Origin of the sequence: Flavobacterium flavipallidum (assembly GCF_038289905.1) — a bacterium.
GTDB classification, from domain to species: Bacteria; Bacteroidota; Bacteroidia; order Flavobacteriales; family Flavobacteriaceae; genus Flavobacterium; species Flavobacterium flavipallidum.
On the sequence record NZ_JBBYHU010000012.1, the window covers coordinates 1 to 22495 of the forward strand.

At 34.0% G+C, this 22495-nt stretch carries 16 protein-coding genes and 2 tRNA genes; 6 read left to right on the forward strand and 12 right to left on the reverse strand.

Going from position 1 to position 22495, the window contains the following annotated elements; genetic code table 11:
* The 7 genes from AAEO59_RS16350 to AAEO59_RS07770 all read right to left on the reverse strand — a co-directional run.
* Nucleotides 1-87, reverse strand: an 87-nt coding sequence (locus tag AAEO59_RS16350) for a GIY-YIG nuclease family protein (protein ID WP_407934928.1), incomplete at its 3' end; no start/stop codon positions are given.
* A gap of 60 nt (nucleotides 88-147) precedes the next feature.
* Nucleotides 148-221: transfer RNA gene (locus AAEO59_RS07745), tRNA-Asn, on the reverse strand.
* 194 nt (nucleotides 222-415) lie between these two features.
* Nucleotides 416-1654, reverse strand: coding sequence for a thioredoxin family protein (locus AAEO59_RS07750; protein ID WP_341700163.1), 1239 nt, complete (start codon nucleotides 1652-1654; stop codon nucleotides 416-418).
* 28 nt (nucleotides 1655-1682) lie between these two features.
* Nucleotides 1683-2813: a TlpA disulfide reductase family protein gene (locus AAEO59_RS07755; RefSeq protein WP_341700164.1), complete on the reverse strand. Its 1131-nt coding sequence runs from the start codon at nucleotides 2811-2813 to the stop codon at nucleotides 1683-1685.
* Nucleotides 2814-2852: 39 nt separating this feature from the next.
* Complete coding sequence (locus tag AAEO59_RS07760) at nucleotides 2853-4229, reverse strand: RagB/SusD family nutrient uptake outer membrane protein (RefSeq protein ID WP_341700165.1); 1377 nt, start codon at nucleotides 4227-4229, stop codon at nucleotides 2853-2855.
* 4 nt (nucleotides 4230-4233) lie between these two features.
* Complete coding sequence (locus AAEO59_RS07765; RefSeq protein ID WP_341700166.1) at nucleotides 4234-7695, reverse strand: SusC/RagA family TonB-linked outer membrane protein; 3462 nt, start codon at nucleotides 7693-7695, stop codon at nucleotides 4234-4236.
* A gap of 194 nt (nucleotides 7696-7889) precedes the next feature.
* Nucleotides 7890-9059: a FecR family protein gene (locus AAEO59_RS07770; RefSeq protein WP_341700167.1), complete on the reverse strand. Its 1170-nt coding sequence runs from the start codon at nucleotides 9057-9059 to the stop codon at nucleotides 7890-7892.
* A gap of 153 nt (nucleotides 9060-9212) precedes the next feature.
* On the opposite strand from AAEO59_RS07770, the gene AAEO59_RS07775 reads away from it, so the two are divergent.
* Nucleotides 9213-9785 carry an RNA polymerase sigma factor gene (locus AAEO59_RS07775; RefSeq protein ID WP_341700168.1) on the forward strand — a complete coding sequence of 191 codons (573 nt, stop codon included), beginning with the start codon at nucleotides 9213-9215 and terminating at the stop codon, nucleotides 9783-9785.
* A gap of 203 nt (nucleotides 9786-9988) precedes the next feature.
* Here the strand turns inward: AAEO59_RS07775 and AAEO59_RS16355 are convergent, their stop codons facing one another.
* The 3 genes from AAEO59_RS16355 to rseP all read right to left on the reverse strand — a co-directional run bounded on the left by AAEO59_RS16355 (nucleotide 9989) and on the right by rseP (nucleotide 11884).
* Nucleotides 9989-10273: a GIY-YIG nuclease family protein gene (locus AAEO59_RS16355; protein ID WP_407934926.1), complete on the reverse strand. Its 285-nt coding sequence runs from the start codon at nucleotides 10271-10273 to the stop codon at nucleotides 9989-9991.
* Nucleotides 10274-10332: 59 nt separating this feature from the next.
* Nucleotides 10333-10406: transfer RNA gene (locus tag AAEO59_RS07780), tRNA-Asn, on the reverse strand.
* 134 nt (nucleotides 10407-10540) lie between these two features.
* Nucleotides 10541-11884 (reverse strand): RIP metalloprotease RseP, encoded by a 1344-nt coding sequence (gene rseP / locus AAEO59_RS07785; protein WP_341700169.1) that lies wholly within the window; start codon nucleotides 11882-11884, stop codon nucleotides 10541-10543.
* Nucleotides 11885-12035: 151 nt separating this feature from the next.
* On the opposite strand from rseP, the gene AAEO59_RS07790 reads away from it, so the two are divergent.
* From AAEO59_RS07790 to AAEO59_RS07810, 5 genes are all read left to right on the forward strand, one after another.
* Nucleotides 12036-13109: an NADH:flavin oxidoreductase/NADH oxidase gene (locus AAEO59_RS07790; protein WP_341700170.1), complete on the forward strand. Its 1074-nt coding sequence runs from the start codon at nucleotides 12036-12038 to the stop codon at nucleotides 13107-13109.
* A 239-nt stretch (nucleotides 13110-13348) separates the two neighbouring features.
* Entirely contained in the window at nucleotides 13349-14389 is a 1041-nt protein-coding gene (locus AAEO59_RS07795; RefSeq protein ID WP_341700171.1) for a Gfo/Idh/MocA family oxidoreductase, read from the forward strand.
* 363 nt (nucleotides 14390-14752) lie between these two features.
* Nucleotides 14753-15967 (forward strand): MFS transporter, encoded by a 1215-nt coding sequence (locus AAEO59_RS07800; RefSeq protein ID WP_341700172.1) that lies wholly within the window; start codon nucleotides 14753-14755, stop codon nucleotides 15965-15967.
* A gap of 332 nt (nucleotides 15968-16299) precedes the next feature.
* Nucleotides 16300-19137, forward strand: a complete 2838-nt coding sequence (locus AAEO59_RS07805; protein ID WP_341700173.1) for a TonB-dependent receptor domain-containing protein — start codon at nucleotides 16300-16302, stop codon at nucleotides 19135-19137.
* A gap of 18 nt (nucleotides 19138-19155) precedes the next feature.
* Entirely contained in the window at nucleotides 19156-20496 is a 1341-nt protein-coding gene (locus tag AAEO59_RS07810; protein ID WP_341700174.1) for a DUF5689 domain-containing protein, read from the forward strand.
* On the opposite strand, the gene AAEO59_RS07815 is transcribed toward AAEO59_RS07810, so the two are convergent.
* A complete protein-coding gene (locus tag AAEO59_RS07815; RefSeq protein WP_341700175.1) occupies nucleotides 20493-21611 on the reverse strand; it encodes a hypothetical protein in 1119 nt (372 codons plus the stop codon). The genes AAEO59_RS07810 and AAEO59_RS07815 overlap by 4 nt on opposite strands.
* Before the next feature lie 155 nt (nucleotides 21612-21766).
* Nucleotides 21767-22462 carry a hypothetical protein gene (locus AAEO59_RS07820; protein ID WP_341700176.1) on the reverse strand — a complete coding sequence of 232 codons (696 nt, stop codon included), beginning with the start codon at nucleotides 22460-22462 and terminating at the stop codon, nucleotides 21767-21769.
* Between the last annotated feature and the right edge of the window lie 33 nt (nucleotides 22463-22495).

Genomic DNA, 22495 nt, shown 5'->3' on the forward strand with positions numbered 1-22495 from the left:
CCATTCTAACCGAAGTTGGAAATTTGAAGTTTCACCAATATAGTAAGAGTCTATTTTTGAAGAATAAATAATATAAACAAAATGCATAGGATAAGATATTAAACAAAAAAAAGCCTCTACATTGCTGTAAAGGCTTTGAAATAAAAGCTCCCCCTCTTGGGCTCGAACCAAGGACCCTCTGATTAACAGTCAGATGCTCTAACCAACTGAGCTAAGGAGGAAACTGTATATTTAATATGCGTAAGGAACGTATTTGTGTGCTAAATTTTAGCTGTGTGAGCTTGTTCTTAGCGGATGCAAATATAAGAGGTTTTTTGAATGTAGCAAATAAAATAGTTGTTAATTCGTGTGAATATTTACTGGGTATTAAAAAAAAGAGGCTGTCCGAAAAGCAAGGACAACCTCTTTTGTAAATTTAAAGTTTGAGCATCGATTTAAGCATTTCTTTTTTTTCGGCTGATAATTTTAAAGCTAATTTTTGTTTGTCCTCCAGATAATTTAGTAGGGTTAATTCAGTTTTAGCATTAAGCAATTCAGTCTCTTTATTCTTCATTTTTTCTAAAATCGATATTTTATTTTCCCAGTCTTTTTTGATATATTTCATGTCAAAAATGGTATTGATTTCAATAGAGTAGTCAATCCATTGTAATGTGCTTTTTAAAACTTGAGGTTCATTACAGTTACTTAATAGAATAGGTTTAATCCATTCTTGATAGTCTCTGTAGAATATATTCTGATACCCTTTAATAAGGATTTTAGAATTTATTTTATCTGCGTAAGCTAGCCAATCTTTTTTATATTCTAATGTTTTTATAAGTATCTTGTCTGATAAATCTTCTTGGTCTTTGTACTGACTTTTTTTCATTAGTTTTACAAAATTCTCATAGGCAAGCTTGTCAAAACTATTTCCTTTTAAAACTTGATTGGATAAAGAGCGGGCATATTTTTCATACACATTTGTGATCATTAATTCAACATTTGCTTTTTGAAATTTTTCGTCGAATGTTTGACGATTGTCTAGTACATAATTAAAGACTTTGTTAAAAGGATCATTTAAATTTTTATTCAATAATTGGAATACATAAACAGAAGTATATTCCTGTTCTGGAATAATAGATAAGTATACTTTTGTAACATCAATAGATCTGTAATCAGCGGTTTGTTTCAAATAATCCAAATATTCCTTTACAATTGCTGGATTGCTTTTGTTTTTCAGATAATTTGTTTCCAAAACCTGATCATAATTACCTCCGTTAATTGCTTTTGTAGATTGCTCTAAAAACTGTTTTTCATTGAAATAGCCTACCACTCGATGTATTATTTCGCCTTTATAATTAAGCCATAAAAAAGTAGGGTAGGCTCCTATATGATATTGTTTGGCTAAGTCAATTCCTTCGCCTTTTTCCATGTCCATTTTATAATTAACATAATTTGCATTGAAAATCTCGCCAACTGCTTTTAAAGAGAAGATTTCTTTTTCCATTTTTTTACATGGACCACACCAGGATGTATAGCAATCTATAAATATCAGTTTGTTTTCTTTTTTTGCTTTTGCTTTAATTTCGTTCCATTTTCCTTGGGTAAAAACAATTCCATTGGCATAAATTGTCATTACTGACAACATTAGTATTATGGTCAAAATTCTTTGTTTCATAATAGTGTAAAAATTAGATTGTTTTTAATTAGGATTTTTTATCAAAAATTTTCATCAATGTCTCGTTTAAGGCTTCCCCTTTTATGTTTTTGGCTACTATTACTCCTGCAGGGTTTATTAGAAAATTTTGTGGGATTGCCTTTATTCCATATAATTCAGCGGCAACATTGTTATTTTTTAAATCAGAAACCTGTTTCCATGTAAGTCCGTCAGCTTTTATGGCTCCTAACCAATTTTCTTTAAAGGCTTCAACGTCAATTGAAATACCTAAAATTTCTAAGCCTTTGGAATGATACTGAGAATAAGCCTTTTTTAAATTGGGATTTTCTTTTCGGCAAGGACCACACCAGGAAGCCCAAAAATCCAATAAAACATATTTTCCTTTATAATCAGATAATTTAACATCTTTACCTTCAGTATCCTGTTGTGTGAAGTCGGGGGCTTTATTTCCTACTTTTACAACTTTTAATTGTAGTAAATAGTTCTCATATTCTTTACCTAGTTTTGTGTTTTTAACTGCATCAGTAAGGGATTTGTATAAAGGAGCTACATCTGCATAATTGGGAATCATATTATATTTTTTTAAAGCATATAAACTGATATAACTGTTTGGGTTATTCTTTATGAAATCAAGATAAATCTTTTTCATATCCTCGTCTGTCGCTTCTAGTGCCTGATCAGTTTTAGCTATTGCTACACTGTCTTTAACTGTTTCTGCAACAAGTTTTGTATACTCTTTTTTAAGTGCTTCTTTTTTATTTGTAAATGGTTGTAAAGCTGTTTCTAATATGGAAGCTTCAGCGTTTGTTTTTGAATCTAAAACTTCGGCATCTTTGATAGAAGCTGTCTTGCTTTCAATTTTATTAATTCCAGGTTCCAAATAGAAGATTAACATTTCCTTTCGGCTAATGAATGGCATGTTTTTACGTTTTACAAACAATTGAATTTTTCTGGGATCTTCAATTCCTTCGCCTTTGAATTCAAATTTTCCATCGATAATGTTAACGGTTTGATTAACGGTAAAATCAAGGTCGTTGCAAACAAGAATTGCCTGAGTTGTTGAGTCTTTTATGGCTATTTTTCCTTGAATTTCATAGGGTTTCTTTTGAGAAAATAATACTAATGGGATCATTAATATAATTAGTATGCTTTTTTTCATTTTTATGTCTTTTAATTTTGATTTATTTTTTGTTTTGGATTAAGGATTTTGTTCCCATTCTGGATTATACATCATAACCTGAATAGGAATCTGTAGCGTGTATCTGTCGCTATTTGGCTGCAGAGTAGCAATTATATTTCCCAGACCATTGTATCTGTTTACTGTGGTCATTTTGCCCTGAGCTGCTAATCGTTTCATGTCAAACCAACGTAATCCACAAAAAGGGAATTCTAAAATACGTTCCTGAATAATTTTTGCAAGCACTGCTTCTGAATCGTTAGAATCAAATCTCTGATAATTGGCTGTAGCAAAACGTTTTTTTCTGAGTAAATCAAGATGATCACAAGCGATAACGGTCTCGTTGTTACGAGCAGCTACTTCAGCTAAAATTAATCGCATTTCGGCAACATCAATTCCCCAATTAGGATAGGCGGTAGAACTTGCAACAGTTCCATAAGGAGAATATTTTGTTCTACCTCTTACTGTAAAACTATAATCGCCTAAAGTGGTGTAATGTAATGGTAAACGCTGATCATAGCGATTATAAGAACGCAACAAATCTAGTGTAGGAGATACAGAGCCATAATATAGCGATCCTCCAACTCTTGAATAAATAGCATCAGGTCTTACTTTTAAATCTTTGAATGTTGAAGAAGTGGTATGTTGTAAAATTTCATTTGGCCCTTTATCTAAAGCCAATTGGGCATTTTGAGCTGCTAAATCATATTTGCCCATATACAAATAAGTACGGGCAAGTAATGCGTAAGCTGCTGCAACACTTCCTCTAAAACGATTTTGACTATTGTCAGCAGGAAGATAAGGAATTGCTGAATTGATATCTCCAATAATATGATCATACATTTTCTCAACGGTACTGCGATTAGGGGTAGGGTCAGTAATGTCGATTGAAGTTACAAAAGGAACAGCTAAATCTGTAGCGGCAGTAGTTTCATTATACATTTTTCCATATAAATTGGTAAGATCCAGATAGACTAAAGCTCTGCCTAATAAAGCTTCTGCTTTTAGTTTGTTTTTTTCTTCTTGGGTTCCCTCAATTGCATCATCTATTTGATTGATTACAGCATTATAGTAGTAAATTGAATTATATGCTGAGGCCCATATAGGTGAACTGGTAAAAGGATCTGAAGCTAATTGAGGAGCCCAGGTATAGGAATACTCAGAATAATTATCTATCAGATCGTCAATAGTAGGCATGTCCAGTACATCTGAAAAATAAATTAATCCATAGATAGAGGATTGTCTTAAAGACTGATTGTCTAACCAGAGATTATAATCACGCACTGATTCTAGCAGTTGTTTACCCTTAGGCTCAATATCCAGATAATTATCACAGGACAGAAATGGTAATAAAAGAAATATTACCAGAATCGATTTGATATATTTATGTTTTTTCATCGTTTTAAAATTTAAGGTTAAGAGCAAAAGTATAAGTAGGAGTAATATAATTCTTCTCATAACTTCCCATGGCTTTACTGTAGTTTTGCTTGTTTAAAGCAAAGGTGTAAACATTAGAGGCTTGAAAGCTTAATTCTAAATTTGATATTCCTGTCTCTTTTACCAAATTTGTGTTTTTAAAACTATAACTAGCAGTAATATCTCCAATGGTAAAATAGGATCCGTCTATGGTGAATTTGTCTAATGCTGAAATATAAGTTGCATAGCCTGATGAAAGTTCAGTCAAAGCAGGTAATACTCCTGGTATTGTTTCGTCTCCTGCTTGTTTCCAATAATTAAAGGCTCCTTCCAAAGGTCTTACGGCAGTAGGATTAGGTACTGGAATTTTTGTTACGAACCCTCCATAAAAGTTAAACATAGTATAAAAATAAAAACTGCCTACATCAACTCGATTACTTAACCCGATGTTGTATTTAGGTATAATTGTACCTCTGTTAATTACATCAGCTAATCCTTCCTGATTTTCATCAAAATGTTTAAGTACATTGTCTTTGCCATATATTAACGTTTTTCCATTTACAGGATCTAAGCCAGCATAACGATAATTGAAAACAGTTCCTATAGGATAACCTTCCAGATAATTTGTATTCCCGTTAGTAAATGAATAAGATGCACTGCTAGGTTTAATGGCATTATTATAAACATCTAAAATTTTACTGGTGTTATAGGAAAAAACAAATCCTGAGTTCCAGTTAAAATGTCTTCGGGTTATCCAATCTGCATGAGTTGTAAATTCCAGACCACTATTTCTAAGTGCACTCTCATTCACCAAGGCAGAAGAGACTCCTCGGGTAGGATCAATTTGATTAGTAGCCAGTACATCGGTACTTTTTTTAATGTAGTATTCTATACTTCCGTTGATGCTTTTAAAAATTCTAAAATCAAGACCTAAATTTGTATTATAAGTTTGTTCCCATCTCAATTTACTATTAGCCGGTGAAGAAAGTGAGAGTTGCTCGATAGTCGAATAATCAGAACTATAACTGCTGGAAGCAATAATTTGTGGTAGAGAATTTTTAGCAATATTTCCATTAAAACCTATAGCAGCTCTTAATTTTAAAGATTTTAACCAAGTAACATCCTCTAAAAAGTTTTCTTTATTTAAATTCCAAGCTAAACCTAGTGACCACAATGGTTTATAGCGGTATTTAGGATCAGTTCCAAACAGATTAGATTGGTCTATACGAATACTTCCCGTTGCAGAGTATTTGTCCTGAAATGAATAAACTAAATTAGAATAGGCTGACACAAAACGGTCTTCAGTATAGGTTTTTCCAAATAAACCAGCATATGAAATAGCAGGATTGTTATTGGCATAGGAAGGAGTAAAAGCATTAGTTATTGTGTAATAATTAATTGGCTGCTGTAGAAGTGTTTGGTCATTATAACCAAAATAAGATGCGGTAGATGATTTATTAATAATGTTTCTTATTTCACCTCCTAAAATCATATTTATGGAATGATTTTCGGCAATTTTTTTATTATAATTCAGTTGGGCTCTAACAGTATAACCAGATGTTTTTCCATTGGTTTCTTTTAAAAAACTTCCTTTAGGAACATTATAAACAAAACCATTAGTTCCTGCTTTAGCATAGCGGTTTACATATTGATGAACTTCTGAAGATTCTCCACTTGCTAAATGTTCGCTATTGTTATTTGCTGATTGATAAATTCCTCCAAAACTTAAATTAAACCCTTTTTTTAAATCATAATTAAAATTAGCTACAATACTATTTGAAACTTCACGGCTTGTATTTTTAATTTCTTTCATATCAACTAAAGGATAATAGAGGTTATCTAATAATCCTAAATCGGTTAAGACTTTGTTGTAATAAGGATTAACAACAGAACCACTAAAAATGGCTTCCGGATTACCTTCATCATCCAGAAAACGTTCGAATGGATAAACAGAACTTATGGTAGGAGTAGGTGTGCTGTTTCTTTTAGCTTCCTGAAAATCCATATTTAAGTTTAATTTGAATCGATTTGAAAATTTAAAAATGGTTCTGGATGAAAGACGAAAACGGTTGTTATCATTGGTAATCTGTTCCAGATTATTATGACTATAATTAGTTGTAAGGTGGTATAATATATCATTACTTCCTCCTGAAAAATCTAGGTTGTAAGTTTGAGTTGCTGCATTGCGCAAAAATAACCTTGAATAATCTTCGGTATTGTTGTATGATTTTAATGCTGCGTATTGATTTTGAGCTTCAGTTTCTGTTATTAATCCAGAAGCTTGTTCGGCTAAAATCCTTACTGGTTGTGGATAGTTAAAAAGATATCCAAAAACTGGAGAACTCATGAAAGAGTATAATGAAGCAGCTGAAGATTTATTTCTCTCAACCAAAAAATCAGTCATTTTAGAAGATACATCTTCATCCCAACGGTATCGGCTATAATCTGTTTTAGGGACTAAGCTAAATGTGGAACGATAATTAACATTTAATTTCCCTTTTTTAGCTTCTTTTCTTTCAATAATAATAACCCCATTAGAAGCGCGTACTCCGTAAATTGTTGCAGCGGCAGCATCTTTTAAAACAGTTACAGATTCGATGTCATTTGGATTAATAGATTCTAACGAAAGTTCAGAGGGGTATCCATCAATTACAATAAGCGGACTTCGGTTTCCATTAATTGTCGAAATTCCTCTGATTTGAAATAAATTATTTCCTTCAAACTGAACATCATTATTAATCAAAACACCCGGAAGTTTATTTTGTAGTCCTGTTAGAAAATCGGTTGTATTAATACGACTGTTATATTCTTTTGCTCCAATTGAAGCAATACTACCAGTACTGTGTTCAGGATTTATTTTTTGATACCCCGTGGTAATTAGCTGAACTTCATTTAGTTCCGATATGTCTTCCTCGAGAGTAATTTGAAGTTTCTTTTGATTACCAACAACTATTTCTTTTTTCTTGTAGCCTACTGATGTAAAAACGATAATGTTTTCAGGAGCAGCAGCGACTATAGAAAAATTACCATCAATATCCGTTATTGTTATTATGGTTGTGCCTTTCACGGTAACTGTAACTCCAGGTATGGATACGCCGGCTTTGTCAGTTACTTTTCCGCTAAGTTTGATAACTTCCTTATGATCCCTTTTTTTTATTAAGAGCGTGTTATCATTTATTAAAATGATATTGAAATTTTCATTATTAACATTCTCATTGAGTAGTTTGTCAATGCGAATTGAACCACGTTTTAATTTAATTTTTGGAGCATCATTAAACAAATGTTCTGGATACAAAAAACGATATTCTGTTTGATCCATAATTAGTTCAAAAACCTGATCTACGGTAATTTCTTTGTCTCGGTCAATGTTTATGCGCTCCTGAGCAAAAGTGGTTTTAGGGTTAAAACCAAAAACTGTAGTACATAATAAGAAAATAAATGTTCTCATGATAATTAATAAAAACCGCTCCAGCATGATTGAGCGAAAAATAAGTGGTTTAATTTTCATACATTTGTTTGTGTTAGTTAGACATTGTTTAATTAATTCAAATTATTGGGGACAAAGTTGATTACACCTCGACAATGTTTACGCTTTGTTCCCTTTTCTTCCTGATGTATTGCTCTATTTACTTCATATCTTTTTTATTTTAGGGTTATCGTTTTGTTATGGATTTCGTAATTTTTTATGGCTCCAAAGCTTTTGATTGTATTTAAAATTGTGATAATATCCTGGTCTTTGCCTAAAACACCTACAAAACGAATATTGCCGGAATTTTTATTAGTAAAAACAACATCCATATCGTACCATCGTGCTAATACTTTCATGATTTCATAGAGGCTTTTGTGTTCTAATATAAATTCACCATTAACCCAGGCTATCTCTTTGCGAGAGTTGATGTTCTTGATAATAATGTTTTCATTATTTTTATAGGCAACGGACTGCTGATCAGGTGATAACAACTTTTGTACTCCATTATAATTAATAGCCACTTTGCCTTCAGCGAGTGTAGTAAATACTTTGTTTTCATCTTGATAGGCTTTGACGTTGAATTTTGTGCCTAATACCTTTATTTCTTGGACATTGTTTGTCACTACAAAGTCAGCTCCATTATGTTTACTGCTTGGAGAAACTTCCAGATAAATTTCTCCGTATAATAGTTCTACTTTACGACTTTCACCTTCTTTTAAATTAACAGGGAATTTTAGTTTTGTTTCAGAATTGAGCCAAATCTTAGTGCCGTCTATCATCTCAAGTAAAAATTGACCGCCTCGGGGAATGGTTAAATAATTGTATACTAAATCGGGTTTTGAATTTGATGGTTTTTTGTAAACTAAACTTTTTCCATCGCTTTCTGCATTTTGTGAAACATAGGAATCGTCATTTGTTAATGCTACTTCTTTTCCGTTTTCCAGAGTCAGAATAGCTTTGTTAGAGCCTGGAGTAATTTGATTGTTTACAATGATAGGCTCTAATCTTTCTTCTTCAAATGAAAAAATACCGAATTTAAAAACATAACTAATAGTTAGAACTCCGATAAAAAGTGCTGCTGCTGCATAACTCATTCTCGAAATTAATTTTCTTCTTTTTAATCTCGTTTTTTCTTCTTTAATTTTATTGAAATAAAGCTCTTTTGCTTTTTCTTTATCATATAAATTTTTACTTAAATCGATAAGATAGTTGACCTTAATATATTCTTCAAATTTTTCATTATTGCCCTCTTTGGATAGCCAATCTTCTAATTGTTTGAAGTCAATGGGTTCCAGTTCGTTCATTAAAAATTTAATGTGAGCTTTTTTTATTTTTTTCTCCATTCCTTAGTATTTTTTTTATCGTTTGAAGAGATACGATGAAAATTCTCTATTGTTTTTAACAATTTTACCCTTAATACGTGCGATATTGACAATACCCCCATTTTTTTTGAAAAAAAAAAATTATGTTTGTGGGGACATTAAATACATTAGATTTTGGAAAATGAAAATCTTGTAGAAAAACTAAGAGAAGGGAATGAAGAGGCTTATAGTTATCTAATGGATAATTATTACACAAGATTATGTGTTTATGCAGAAACATTCACCAAAGATTGCTATAAGGCTGAAGATATTGTCCAAAATGTGATGTTGAAACTATGGCTAAAACGTGACCAACTCTCTTCTGATTATCAAATAAAAAATTATTTATACAAGTCTGTCTATAATGAATTTATTGATCGCTACCGGGAGTACAGAATTTTGACTCCCTTAGAAGAGAAACATGTCGCTAAACTTAATAATATAGTTCAGGATTTTGATTTCAACGAAACAGAAAAATTAATCCAAATTGTAAAAAATCAGATAGAAAATTTACCTCCTAAATGCAAAGCTATTTTTAAAATGAGTAAAATGGAAGGATTGAGTTACACTGAGATTGCTGAGTATCAAAATATTTCTATTAAAACTGTTGAAAATCAAATTGCCAAAGCTTTTCAGATTATTCGTGCTCAACTAGGTGAGAAATACAATAATGTTTTGTTTATTTTTTTTGACAATAAACTTTTCTAGCAAAATCATTTTTTGTGATTTTTCAAAGGTATGATTTCCAAATTCTTTTTTATTAATAAAGTAAAGTGGTTTTAATTTAGTAAAAATATCGACATGGATTTTTGTGAACAAAAAAAGCCACTCAATTACTTGAATGGCTTTTGGAAATAAAAGCTCCCCCTCTTGGGCTCGTCCCGATAGCTATCGGGACAAGGACCTTTTGATTAACAATATTTCAAGAGTAATTTTTCAATGATTTTAGGATATTTTTTGAGATTCAAAATATATGTTTTGCTCTTCATATTTTTTATGTGTCTCTCGATTTTCCTTGCTTGGGTTATATCAACACAATCAATTAAATGAAACAAAGTCCAGTCATTTGCTATCTTAGTATGTGAATTTTCAAATATTCCAGAGTTATGCCATTCTAACCGAAGTTGGAAATTTGAAGTTTCACCAATATAGTAAGAGTCTATTTTTGAAGAATAAATAATATAAACAAAATGCATAGGATAAGATATTAAACAAAAAAAGCCTCTACATTGCTGTAAAGGCTTTGAAATAAAAGCTCCCCCTCTTGGGCTCGAACCAAGGACCCTCTGATTAACAGTCAGATGCTCTAACCAACTGAGCTAAGGAGGAAACTGTATATTTAATATGCGTAAGGAACGTTTTTGTTGGCTATTTTCAAGCTGTGTTAGCTTGTTCTTAGCGGATGCAAATATAAGAGGTTTTTTGAATGTGACAAACAAAAAATGAAAAAAAATCGATTTTTTTTACCTGCCTACAATAGCTTTATAAATGTCGTTTCCGTTAGCAAATAATAATAGTGTGATAAGTAATACAAAACCAACCATTTGGGCATTCTCTAAGAATTTATCACTTGGTTTTTTACCGGAAACAATTTCGTATAATAAAAACATCACATGTCCGCCATCTAATGCCGGAATAGGTAATAAGTTCATTACGCCAAGCATAATTGACAACAGAGCAGTGATACCCCAAAATACTTCCCAGCTCCATGTATTTGGGAAAATATTATAAATAGCGGCAAATCCACCTACTCCTTTATATGCTCCAGTGCTAGGATTGAAAATCATTTTTAATTGTTTTCCATAATTGATAAGTTGGTCTTTTCCTTTTTGAATTCCCACAGGTATAGATTCGAAGAAACCATAGTTTTGAGTGCTAACCTTGTAGTATCCTAATTTTTCTAAGGAATCCATTGCTAAACCGCCTATTTTAACGCCTAATTTTCCCTCACTATTTACTATAACTTGGATGGCTGTTTCTTTTTGGTTACGTAAAACAACAGCTGAAATTGTTTTTCCTTTATTTTTGTCTAAAATAGATTTGGCTTCGTCAAAATATTTTGTTTTTTGACCGTTTAATGAAAGTACAATGTCTTTGGGTTGCAAATTCGTGTTTTTAGAATCTTCGGCAATTGCACCAATAACAAAAGGCATTCTAATAGAAACAATTGGTGATTTCCCATTTTTAGTTAGTTGATCAATAAAATTTGTCGGCAATTTTATGGTTTTTTCAACTCCGTTTCTTTCGATAAGGACTTCTTTGGACATTGCTATTTTTAGGTCGATTTCATTATCAAACTTATTGATTTTTACACCATCAACAGCATATACTTTATCACCGGTTTTAAAACCTGCCTTAATCATTACAGGGTTTTCAATTAAAAGTCCGTCTTTCAAATCGTCCATAGCAATGTAAGTATCGCCGTAGGCAAATGCCATCCCAATGTAAATGATGAAAGCCAAAATAAAGTTTACTGTAACTCCACCAAGCATAATGATCAAACGTTGCCAAGCTGGTTTCGAGCGAAATTCCCAAGGCTGTTGCGGTTGAGCCATTTGTTCTTTGTCCATGCTCTCGTCAATCATTCCGGAGATTTTTACATATCCTCCAAGCGGAAGCCAACCAATTCCGTATTCAGTTTCTCCGATTTTCTTTTTTAACAATGAAAATTTAACATCAAAAAATAAATAGAATTTTTCAACTCTGGTTTTGAATAATTTGGCAGGAATAAAATGCCCTAATTCGTGTAAGATAATCAGTAATGATAAGCTCAATAAAAATTGAGAAAGCTTGATAATTATTTCCATTTTTTAATTTCGGTTCTTTTATTTTCGGCTAAAGTAACATTTTCTGTTTTAGTGGCAAAAATTTAAAATTAGCTTGGGTAATAAATGTTTGTTAATAATTTTCATTTTGCGCTTTGAAGCGTAACTTTACGTTTCTCAAAAAATAAATAGTATGGCATCTTTATTATTTTCTCCAATATCGATAAAAAGTATTACGCTAAAAAACAGAATTGTTATTTCTCCAATGTGCCAATATTCCTCCGTTGATGGTTTTGCTAACGATTGGCATTTGGTACATTTAGGCAGCCGTGCCAGTGGCGGAGCTGGATTGATTATTCAGGAAGCGACGGCCGTCGCTCCCGACGGCCGAATTTCACCCGAAGATTTAGGGATTTGGAAAGACGAACATATCGAAAAACTGAAATCTATTACGGCTTTTATCAAAAGTCAAAATGCAGTTCCGGGCATTCAATTAGCGCATGCCGGACGAAAAGCCAGTGTTTCGTCGCCCTGGAAAGGCAATAAAAAACTCCAGTCTTCAGAAGGCGGTTGGCAAACTGTAGCTCCATCTGCGATTCCTTACCATGATTCCGAAGCTTTTCTTCCGGAAGCCTTAGATAAACAAGAAATACAAAAATTAATTTCCGATTTTAAATCGGCAACCAAAAGAGCTGTCGAGGCGGGTTATGAAGTATTGGAAATTCATGCCGCTCATGGTTATTTGAATCATCAGTTTTTATCGCCTTTATCGAATAGCAGAACCGATGAATACGGAGGTAGTTTTGAAAACCGAATCCGTTTTACAATGGAAGTTCTCGAAGCAGTACAATGCGAATGGCCGAAAGATTTACCTTTATTTGTTCGAATCTCAGCTACCGATTGGGCAGAAGGAGGCTGGAATATCGAAGAATCCATTCAATTTTCTGAAATTTTAAAAGAAAAAGGAGTGGATTTAATCGATGTTTCTTCGGGAGGTTTGGTTTCGCACCAAAAAATTCCGTTGGAGCCGGGCTATCAGGTTCCTTTTGCTGAAAAAATAAAAACGGAAATTGGGATTTTAACCGGAGCCGTTGGTTTGATAACTGAAGCAACTCAGGCAGAGGCAATTTTGCAAAGCGGAAAAGCTGATTTGGTTTTATTCGCCAGAGAATCATTGCGAAATCCTAATCTGGGATTGGATTTTGCGAGAGCATTAGAAACGGAAGTAGTCTGGCCAAAACAATATGAGCGAGCGAAAAAGGTTTAATCGCAAAGTACACAAAGTTTTTCGCAAAGAACAATAAGAATTATAAAAAATCAGTGTTCATCTGTTGTATCCGTGTAATCTGTGGCAAAAATTTTTAACGGAAAGTACACAAAGTTTTTCGCAAAGTTTACAAAAAATAAAAACCATTAAGACATTAAGTTTTTAAGCATTAAGCTTAATTTTTCTTAATATCTTAATGGTAAAAAAAATAATTTTTAATGTTTTACAAATAAAAAACTATGAAAAAAATAAAAGCAGCCTTACTTTCTTATGGGATGTCGGGGAAAGTATTTCAGGCACCCTTTTTAGAATTACATCCTGGATTTGAATTATTAGGTTCTTGGGAACGAAGCAAGAAATTAATTCAGGAAGATTATCCACATGTTAAAAGCTATGCAACTATTGATGAAGTTTTAAACTCAGAAGCCGAATTAGTTGTGGTCAATACGCCAATTGATACGCATTTTGAATATGCCAAACGTGTTTTAGAAGCCGGTAAACATGCCATAGTAGAAAAAGCCTTTACCGCTACTTTGGCCGAAGCCGAAGAATTAGCAGCTTTGGCGAAAGCCAAAGGTTTAAAACTGGCCGTGTTCCAAAACAGAAGATGGGACAGTGATTTAAAAACGGTACGCCAAATTTTGTTAGATGGAGTTTTGGGTGAAATTGTGGAAGCCGAATTTCATTTTGACCGATACAATCCGTTGTTGAGTCCTAAAGTACATAAAGAAACAGTAAATTCAGGTTCAGGTGTTCTGAAAGATTTAGGTCCGCATATTATCGATCAGGCTTTGTATTTGTTTGGTTTGCCAAAGTCGGTTTTTGCTGATATTAGAACCACGAGAGAAAATTCGGTGGTAGATGACTGGATCGATATAGTATTGTTTTATCCTGAAATCAGAGTGCGATTGAAAGCTGGTTTTTTTGTACGCGAAGCAAATCCGGCTTATGTTGTCCATGGAAAAAAAGGCTCGTTTTTAAAATACCGTGGCGATATTCAGGAAGATGAATTGAAATTGATGAAAAAACCTAACTTAACCGATTGGGGAACCGAACCTCTGGATAAAGAAGGTTTTTTACATACTGAAATTGACGGCAGAATTATGCATGGAAAAATCCCAACACTTCAAGGGAATTATTATGATTTTTTTGACGGAGTCTATCATGCTATTGCAAATGATACGGAAGAACCTGTTACCGCCCAGGATGGCGTTAATGTGATGCGTATTATTGATGCCGCAATTCAAAGTAATGCTGAAAAAAGAGTTGTTGAGTTGTAAATGTTTTATAATAATAAATTTATTGTCCTTTAAAAGTTAAGGATCCGTCTGTTCGAGTAAATTTTCAGAAAATGCGAATAGCTTTTTCGGAAAATTTGTATCGAGAACTCTAGTTTAAATAAGGCTTCTCGATACAATTTTAAATAATAAAGCTTTCGCGTTATTATTTAAAATCACTCGAAGTGACGACAAAAAAGCTTAACCTCCTGACGCTGCCCGTAGATTCACAGATTAAATAAATGTTCCATCTAAGCATAAACTTATAAACGATAACGTTGTATTCAAGCATGTTATAAATTCGTTAACAAAGTGCCAAAATTCCTTTTCGTATTTTTGCAGCTTCAAACCTTAAAAACACAGCCTTTGTTACGATTAAATTTTATAGGAAGCTTTAGAGCTCAAGGAAAAATTAAAAAAAGTTTTCGAAATGCAAAACTTTCTTATTTGAACAGAGTGCGTCTTGCTGTGGCTTCTTTTTATTTCGGAATGGGATTGTGTTTTGCTACCTGGGCAAGTAGAATTCCGGATATTCGTGTTGCTTTACACCTTAGCGATGCCGATTTAGGATCAATTTTATTCGCATTGCCTGTTGGACAATTGACCATGATGGCTTTTTCAGGAAAATTAGTTACCCGTTATGGCAGTCACCGTCTGGTTATTCTTTCCTTAAGTATGTATGCTTTTTGTATGACCAATTTGGGATTGGCAACTAATGCCTGGCAACTGGCTTTAGGGTTGTATTTGTTTGGAATGTTTGGTAATATGAACAATATTGCCGTAAATACACAAGGTGTGTACACTGAGCAACTATTTAAAAGAACCATTATGGCTTCATTTCACGGAGTATGGAGTTTTGCCGGTTTTACAGGAGCTTTGGTAGGACTAGGGATGATGGCATTAGATTTGACACCGCATCAGCATTTTATAGTTGTTGGGATAATCACTTGGATTTTAATTGCGTTGAATTATAAATTTTTGATTAAAGCCAAAGAAAAACGAAAAGCTCCCGAAAAGAAAAAACTGTTCTCTAAACCGGATACTGCTTTAATTTGGTTAGGAATTATTGGTTTTGGTTCAATGGCCAGCGAAGGAATCATGTTTGATTGGAGCGGAATTTATTTTAAAGATATTGTTCAGGTACCAGGGCCTTTGATTATTTTAGGTTATACCTCTTTCATGATTATGATGGCTACCGGACGTTTTTTAGGTGACGGTATGATTAATAAATTTGGACGAAAACGTATAATTCAAACAGGAGGAGCCTTAATTTCTGCAGGATTATTTACTGCGGTATTTTTTCCCTATTTAATTCCTTCAACTATTGGTTTTATGTTGGTAGGATTAGGAGTTTCAACTATTGTGCCTACTTTGTATAGTTTGGCCGGAAAACACCCAACAATTCCGCCGGGAGAAGCTTTAACAGCAGTTTCCAGTGTGAGTTTCCTGGGATTTTTAATGGGACCACCGGTTATTGGCTATATTGCTGAATTATTTGGACTGCGATTCTCATTCGCTTTTATTGGAATCTTCGGAATCCTTATTGCCTTTTTAGTGCCAAGGATTAAAGTGATTCAATAGTATTCTAAGATATTTTAACAATAACTATAGCAACCTTAACTGTGATTATCAAATAGAAATCACAGTTAAGGTTTTTTATTTAAAAAATATTTGACAAAGTATTTTTTAAATAATTTTTTTCTTACTTTTAATTCGTCGAAAGTGCTAAATGAATTTTTATAATTTGTTTAATACCACTACTTTCAGATAAAATATATTGTTTCCAAAAAACAAATTTGACGTTTACTAAAACATTTTTTGAAGTGTTTTAAGTATCAGTAGTTTCATTTTTTAATTGTCTAATGATACAAAGTTTTTATTGTAAAATCTTTGTTTAAATTTTTGTTGGGCTCATGAAATGTCTTTTTGTTTTGTTTTTTTCAATAGGGATTACCGCAGTAACATTGGCACAAAATCAAGCTCGGATTTCAGCTAAGGTTTTAGATACTAAAACACTAAAACCTTTAGTTTCGGTTGTGGTTTCTTTTCAGAATACTAATTATACACAGCTTACTAATTCGGAGGGAATTGTTGTTTTTGAAGCCATTCCATCTGCCGATTATTTAGTGCTTTTTCATAGTCAAGGGTACAAAGAGGCCTTGTTTCCGGTGCGTTTACAAAATACTTTGGCATTGGATTTAGGAACAATTTTGTTGGAATCCGATCAGGTTACTGACCAACAGGGGGCGGTAATTCAGCTTTTCGAAGACGATTTAACCGAGGACAACAGCAGCTCCGAAAACACCTCGGGAATATTGCAATCTTCTAAAGATGCTTTTCAACAGGCCGCTGCTTTCAATTGGGGACAGGCCCGTTTTAGAATCCGTGGTTTAGACAGCGAAAATGCTGTAACGATGATAAACGGAATGGCAATGAACAAAATCTATGACGGAAGACCGCAATGGAACAACTGGGGCGGACTCAACGATGCCACACGAAATCAGGAATTTTCGATAGGAACTACTCCTTCTGATTATACTTTTGGAGGGATTTTGGGAACCCAGCAAATCAATACCCGGGCTTCTGTTTATCGATCCGGAAGCCGAATCAGTTTTGCGGGAACTAATACCAATTATAAAGCGCGCATCATGGCTACTTATGCTTCGGGGATGAGTAATTCGGGTTGGGCTTACGTTGTTTCGGCTGGAAAGCGTTATGCTCAGGAAGGTTATTTTGACGGCACAACGTATGATGCTAATTCTCTTTTTTTAAGTGTCGAAAAGAAATGGAACGACCAACATTCGATTAATATTACCGGATTTTATACGCCAAACGAACGTGGCAAAAATTCGCCTAACACTGCCGAAGTTACTCATTTAACCAGTGAAACTTATAATTCCTATTGGGGTTACCAAAATGGGAAAATCAGAAATTCCAGAGTTAAAACGGTTGAAGAACCCCTTATCATGCTGAATCATTATTTTAAAATAAACGATCACAGTAATTTGAATTCGGGATTGATGTATCAATTTGGAAAAATAGGCAACAGCAATATTGACTATCAAAATGCCAATAGTCCTGATCCCACTTATTTTAGAAAATTGCCTAGTTATTACAGTTCGATGTATGCTGCCGATAACGGAGAATTCTCAGGTGATTTTACTCCTGATTATGCTAATGCCGAGAAAAACAGAATTGCTTTTTTAGCAAATCCTCAAATCGATTGGGAAGCGATGTACCGTGCTAATCAAAATCCAGTTGTCGATGCTAATTCTAATATCATAGGTTATGAAGGGGCCCAAAGTCATTATGTGTTGTACGAAGACCGAAATGATGATAAAACTATTGCAGTGAATTCTAATTTTAATTCGCAACTCTGTGAAAATCTAATTGTTAATGCTGGTATTGCATATCGCAATCTGCAATCGCATAATTATCAAAAATTACTGGATTTGTTAGGCGGTGCTTTTTTTGAAGATATCGATGGTTTTTACAGAGGAACTCAGGCGCAATCGGATTTGAATAATCCCAATCGTCAGGTAAAAACAGGCGATTCTTATGGTTACAATTATAAGCTTTCGGCTCAGGTTTTGGAGGCGTTTACACAGTTTAAGTTTTCCTATGATAAAATTGATTTTTATCTGGCGCAGTCTTTTTCTAAAACCAATTATCAGCGAAACGGCTTGTATAAAGACGGAATTTATCCGACGATTTCTTTTGGCGAAAGCCCAAAACTGAATTTTGAGAATTTCGGTTTCAAAGGCGGAATGCTGTTTAAAATTTCTGGTAAACAATCGTTGTATTTTAATGCGGCTCATTTGACTAAGGCGCCTAATTTGAGAAACAGTTTTGCTAATGCACGATTGAATAATACCATAGTTAACGACCTGGAAAGTGAAACACTCAACAGTCTTGATGCAACTTATATTTTTAGAACTCCAAAACTGAAAACCAGAGTAACCGCCTATTATTCGACAATAAAAGCTGCTACAAAAATTAGCTTTTTTTACGCCGAAGGAATTTTTGACAATGAAGCAGGTTATACGAATACGAATGCTTTTGTTAGTCAGACGTTGACGCATCTAAACCGAAAAAATCTTGGAGCCGAATTGAGTTTGGAATACCAAATCAATCCTACTTTTAAAGCTACATTTTCGGCTGCTTACGGACGATTTACCTATGACAGCAATCCAAATGTGAGCATTAACAACGATGCGGTGGCTACAGTAGAAAATACTAATCCGTCCTATGATTTTGGTACCGCACTTTTAAAAAATTACAAACAGGCTGGAATGCCCCATCAGGCCTATAGTCTGGGTTTAGAATACCGCGATCCTAAGTATTGGTGGATTGGCTCGAATATCAATTATCTGACCGATAATTATATTGATGTTTCGCCTATATCCAGAACGAATAGGTTTTATACGAATCCTGCCAGCGGTTTTCCGTTTCCGGAAGCGACTGAAGAAAGAGCCACTGAGTTATTGAAACAGGAGAAATTCAATCCTGTTGTTTTACTCCATCTAATAGGTGGAAAATCTTGGCGTATCAGAGGAAAAAATATAGGGTTATTTGCGAGTATCAATAATTTGCTTGACAGTAAATACAAAACAGGAGGTTATGAACAAGCCCGAAATGCCAATTTCAGACAACTCAATCAGGATGTTTCCAGCGGAACACCTTCCTTTGGGAACAAATATTTTTATGGATACGGCAGGACTTATTTTGTGAATCTCTACTTCAGTTTCTAATTTAAAATTGTGGTTATTATGAAGAATTTTACTTTTCGATTTTTATTAATAATGTTGGTTTTGGGAGCTTGTGCCAATGATGCAACGGAAATTCCGAAGCTAAGTTGCAATCAGCCTGATTTTGAAGTGAACAAAAAAGTTAGTGATATTCAGCAAATAGCAACCGAAATTGTAGCTCAATATCCTTATGACGATGTGATAGAAGCTTATGTGGTTTCGAGTGATGAAAACGGGAATTTTTTTAAGACGATTTCGTTTCAAACTTTGGCAACAGCTACAACTCCTTCCATAGGGTTTAGTGTTCCGGTTGATGCGACTAATTTGTATGTTGATTATCGGATAGGAAATAAGGTGTATGTAAAATTAAAAGATCAGTATACTGATTTGTATTATGGAGGTTTGCGAATAGGAAGCTTGTATGTGAGTCCGTACAATCAGGGAGGTGTGGGACGACTTTCGCAAAATGATTATAAAAAGGTATTGAACGCTTCCTGTACTAATGTAAAAGAGGAGCAATTGGTTCGTTCGATTGGTTTAGGCGAAATCAATGATAGTCAATTGAATACTTTAATAGAATTGAATGATGTACAATTTACCGAGCCAGCTATCGGGCGACATTATTATGAGGAAACGAATGATGTGGGTGGTGCGACTAATTGGAATTTGGTAGATAAAAATGGTAATCAACTTATTTTCAGAACCAGTAGTTTTGCCGATTTTTCAAAAAGTATGGTGCCCAACGGAAGCGGAAAAGTGCGAGGCGTTTTGACCAAATATGCCACCGATTATCAGTTAGTTGCGAGAAGAGAAACTGATGTTCAAATGTCTGGAAAACGAAATATTCCTTTTTTTGTGGAAGATTTTCAATCGGTATCAGATGGGACCAATTTAAGTTTGCCGGGTTGGAGTAATATTATAGAAGCCGGAGCCATTGTTTGGAAAGGCGGAGTTTCCTCCACGAATGGCTATGCCGAATTTGCGATTACGGGAACTAAGGTAGTCTCGAATATTGTTTGGTTAATTTCGCCAAAAATTGATATGGATTTGCATACTAATGAAAGCCTTTCGTTTAGAACTGCCCAACATAATCTGGATGTAGATTCTTCCTTAAATACACTTGAAGTTTATATTTCTACTAATTTTGATGGATTGCATTATGCTACTGCAAATTGGACTAAAATTGCTGCAAGAATACCAAATCAAAGTTCGCCCTGGAATGAATTTATAGGTTCGGGAGCGATTGATTTGTCAGGCTATACCGGTAAAATCAATGTTGCATTCAAATACATTGGTTCTGGAAAAGACACTGCTTTAGATGGTGCTTTTATGGTAGATGATGTGCAGGTTTATGGGGATTAGTTTAGAGTATATTTTTTTTGAAGATAAGGTTTTAATTGATCATAAGGAATCAAGGCCCAATCCAAAAAATTACAGAGGGTAGATTGCGAAAAACTCAGCAAAATCCCTTTTTTTGTTAATGCAAAATTAGGAATAGCCCAAGTATCTTCTTTATTCAAATTGCAATCACTGCTTTGCATTTGTTGAGGATAAAGCTGACTTAAAATTGAAAATATTTTGGGAGCAAAAATTTTCTTTCGATATTGATAAGTGCCATAAACATCATTTTTTTTCGGTTTAGGGTTCGTACCGTCAAACCACAGTAAACTTTCTAAGTCAATCTGTTGACCACTATGTAGATCTAAGGTGAAGAATTGCTGACTCTTTAAGGGATCTTGTGTTTTGAAAATGGTATTAAATACAATCCTGAAACTGATTAAGCTTTCATTGGCACACAACACATCAGTGTGAATGGTTGAGCTTTGTACATTGGGGTTAAAGTGGTAATAGTTATGGATATAAGAAAGTTGTAAAACCTCTAGAGCAGTATTGATACTGTCCAAATTGATTTTATTGTTTTCGCTCTGTAATCTAAAAAGGCTAATACCTGATTCTTTTTCTGTATACCAATCAAAAACGAGATGTTTAGCTATTTTTTCTGTTTTTGTTTTTTCTAATTCAACGATAGCAATTTTGTTGGCATCATAAGGATCTAGTGCTTTATTTTGGGAATAATTGTAATATTTTAAATCCGGATTAACCGTTAATGGATAGAGGATGAGATTAATTTTTTTATTGGAACCTTCACGCCAATAACCTTTCCAGCTGCCATCGGTTTCTTCTCTAATAACCAAGTTTCGTTCTGTTGTTTCTTGGTCTATAGTTGTGTATTGCCATGCATTTCCTACCAAGTTTCCTTCGAGATAATGGTCTTTTTTATCCTCTTCAAAATAATAATTTAGGTAACGAACGGTGGATTCGTCGTAACATTTGATTTTGATGATGATGGTTCTCTCTGCCACTTTTCCCTTCAGGAAAATGTATTTATCAATATGGGCTGATAGCTCTCCCGATTTCGTAAATGAGGAGCTAAAAAACACAGTTATAAATACCAAAAAGAGCAATTTGTTTTTCATTATTATCTAAAAAAAGGGCGGCTCGTTATCCCATGAAACGAGCCGACTTGTTTATTTGCAGTGTAAGAACAGGCTCAAACAAAAATAGTCTAATTATCTTATTCTTTTAAATTTGGATCTTATTTTTAGTTTGCGTCAGCCAATAGCACTTACTTTTATTGATAGGTATAGGTCACAATAGAACTAGAATAGGAACCGTATTTATCAATTGTGTTCACCTTAATTTGATAAGTCGAATTCAAAACAGCAACAAAATCAGCAATTGAAGTGACTGTTTGATTGGTCAGGGTTTGTATGACTACATTGTCTTTTTTGATTTCGATATCGTACTTTAATTCGCTGGTTGCAGCATCTTCGTCTTTACCAACCCAAGATAAAGATGCCATACTGTTTGAACTGTTGACACTAAAGTTGATAACCGCTGCATAAGGTACATAATTTCCAATTGGGTTTCCAGGTGTAGTAAAAGAATAAGTAGCACTGGATTTTTCGCCATCATTGTTCTTGGCGGTAACGGTCCAAGAATAAGTTTTTCCTTTGTCCAAAACTACTTTCAAGCTGTTGGTTGTTACAGTTTGATTGGCTACAACCGTTCCGGCTTGAGTTACTACTATTGTGTAAGAAGTGGCATAAGCAGCCGAAGCCCAGCTAAAGCTGATTTCGGCTTTAGCTGTGTTATTTGTAACGGCTGTATAACTGCTGCAAGGTTCACCATTTGCTGGTAGCGATAAGGATGGAGTTGCCGGTAAATTTACTGGCGGAGTATCGCTTCCACCTCCACCTCCACCGCAGGAAACCAAAAGTCCTAATCCGATCAAAAGGAAAGTTGTTTTTATATGTATAATTTTCATAATTCTTAAATTTAGTATTGCTTAAAATTAAGT

Bases quoted from the DNA above. Each gene is read 5' to 3' on its own strand.
- AAEO59_RS07750 (WP_341700163.1), bottom strand. From the start codon at position 1,654: ATGAAACAAAGAATTTTGACCATAATACTAATGTTGTCAGTAATGACA.
- AAEO59_RS07815 (WP_341700175.1), bottom strand. From the start codon at position 21,611: ATGAAAAACAAATTGCTCTTTTTGGTATTTATAACTGTGTTTTTTAGC.
- AAEO59_RS07770 (WP_341700167.1), bottom strand. From the start codon at position 9,059: ATGGAGAAAAAAATAAAAAAAGCTCACATTAAATTTTTAATGAACGAA.
- AAEO59_RS07765 (WP_341700166.1), bottom strand. From the start codon at position 7,695: ATGAGAACATTTATTTTCTTATTATGTACTACAGTTTTTGGTTTTAAC.
- AAEO59_RS07805 (WP_341700173.1), top strand. From the start codon at position 16,300: ATGAAATGTCTTTTTGTTTTGTTTTTTTCAATAGGGATTACCGCAGTA.
- AAEO59_RS07820 (WP_341700176.1), bottom strand. From the start codon at position 22,462: ATGAAAATTATACATATAAAAACAACTTTCCTTTTGATCGGATTAGGA.
- AAEO59_RS07795 (WP_341700171.1), top strand. From the start codon at position 13,349: ATGAAAAAAATAAAAGCAGCCTTACTTTCTTATGGGATGTCGGGGAAA.
- AAEO59_RS07755 (WP_341700164.1), bottom strand. From the start codon at position 2,813: ATGAAAAAAAGCATACTAATTATATTAATGATCCCATTAGTATTATTT.
- AAEO59_RS07760 (WP_341700165.1), bottom strand. From the start codon at position 4,229: ATGAAAAAACATAAATATATCAAATCGATTCTGGTAATATTTCTTTTA.
- AAEO59_RS16355 (WP_407934926.1), bottom strand. From the start codon at position 10,273: ATGCATTTTGTTTATATTATTTATTCTTCAAAAATAGACTCTTACTAT.
- AAEO59_RS07810 (WP_341700174.1), top strand. From the start codon at position 19,156: ATGAAGAATTTTACTTTTCGATTTTTATTAATAATGTTGGTTTTGGGA.
- AAEO59_RS07790 (WP_341700170.1), top strand. From the start codon at position 12,036: ATGGCATCTTTATTATTTTCTCCAATATCGATAAAAAGTATTACGCTA.
- rseP (WP_341700169.1), bottom strand. From the start codon at position 11,884: ATGGAAATAATTATCAAGCTTTCTCAATTTTTATTGAGCTTATCATTA.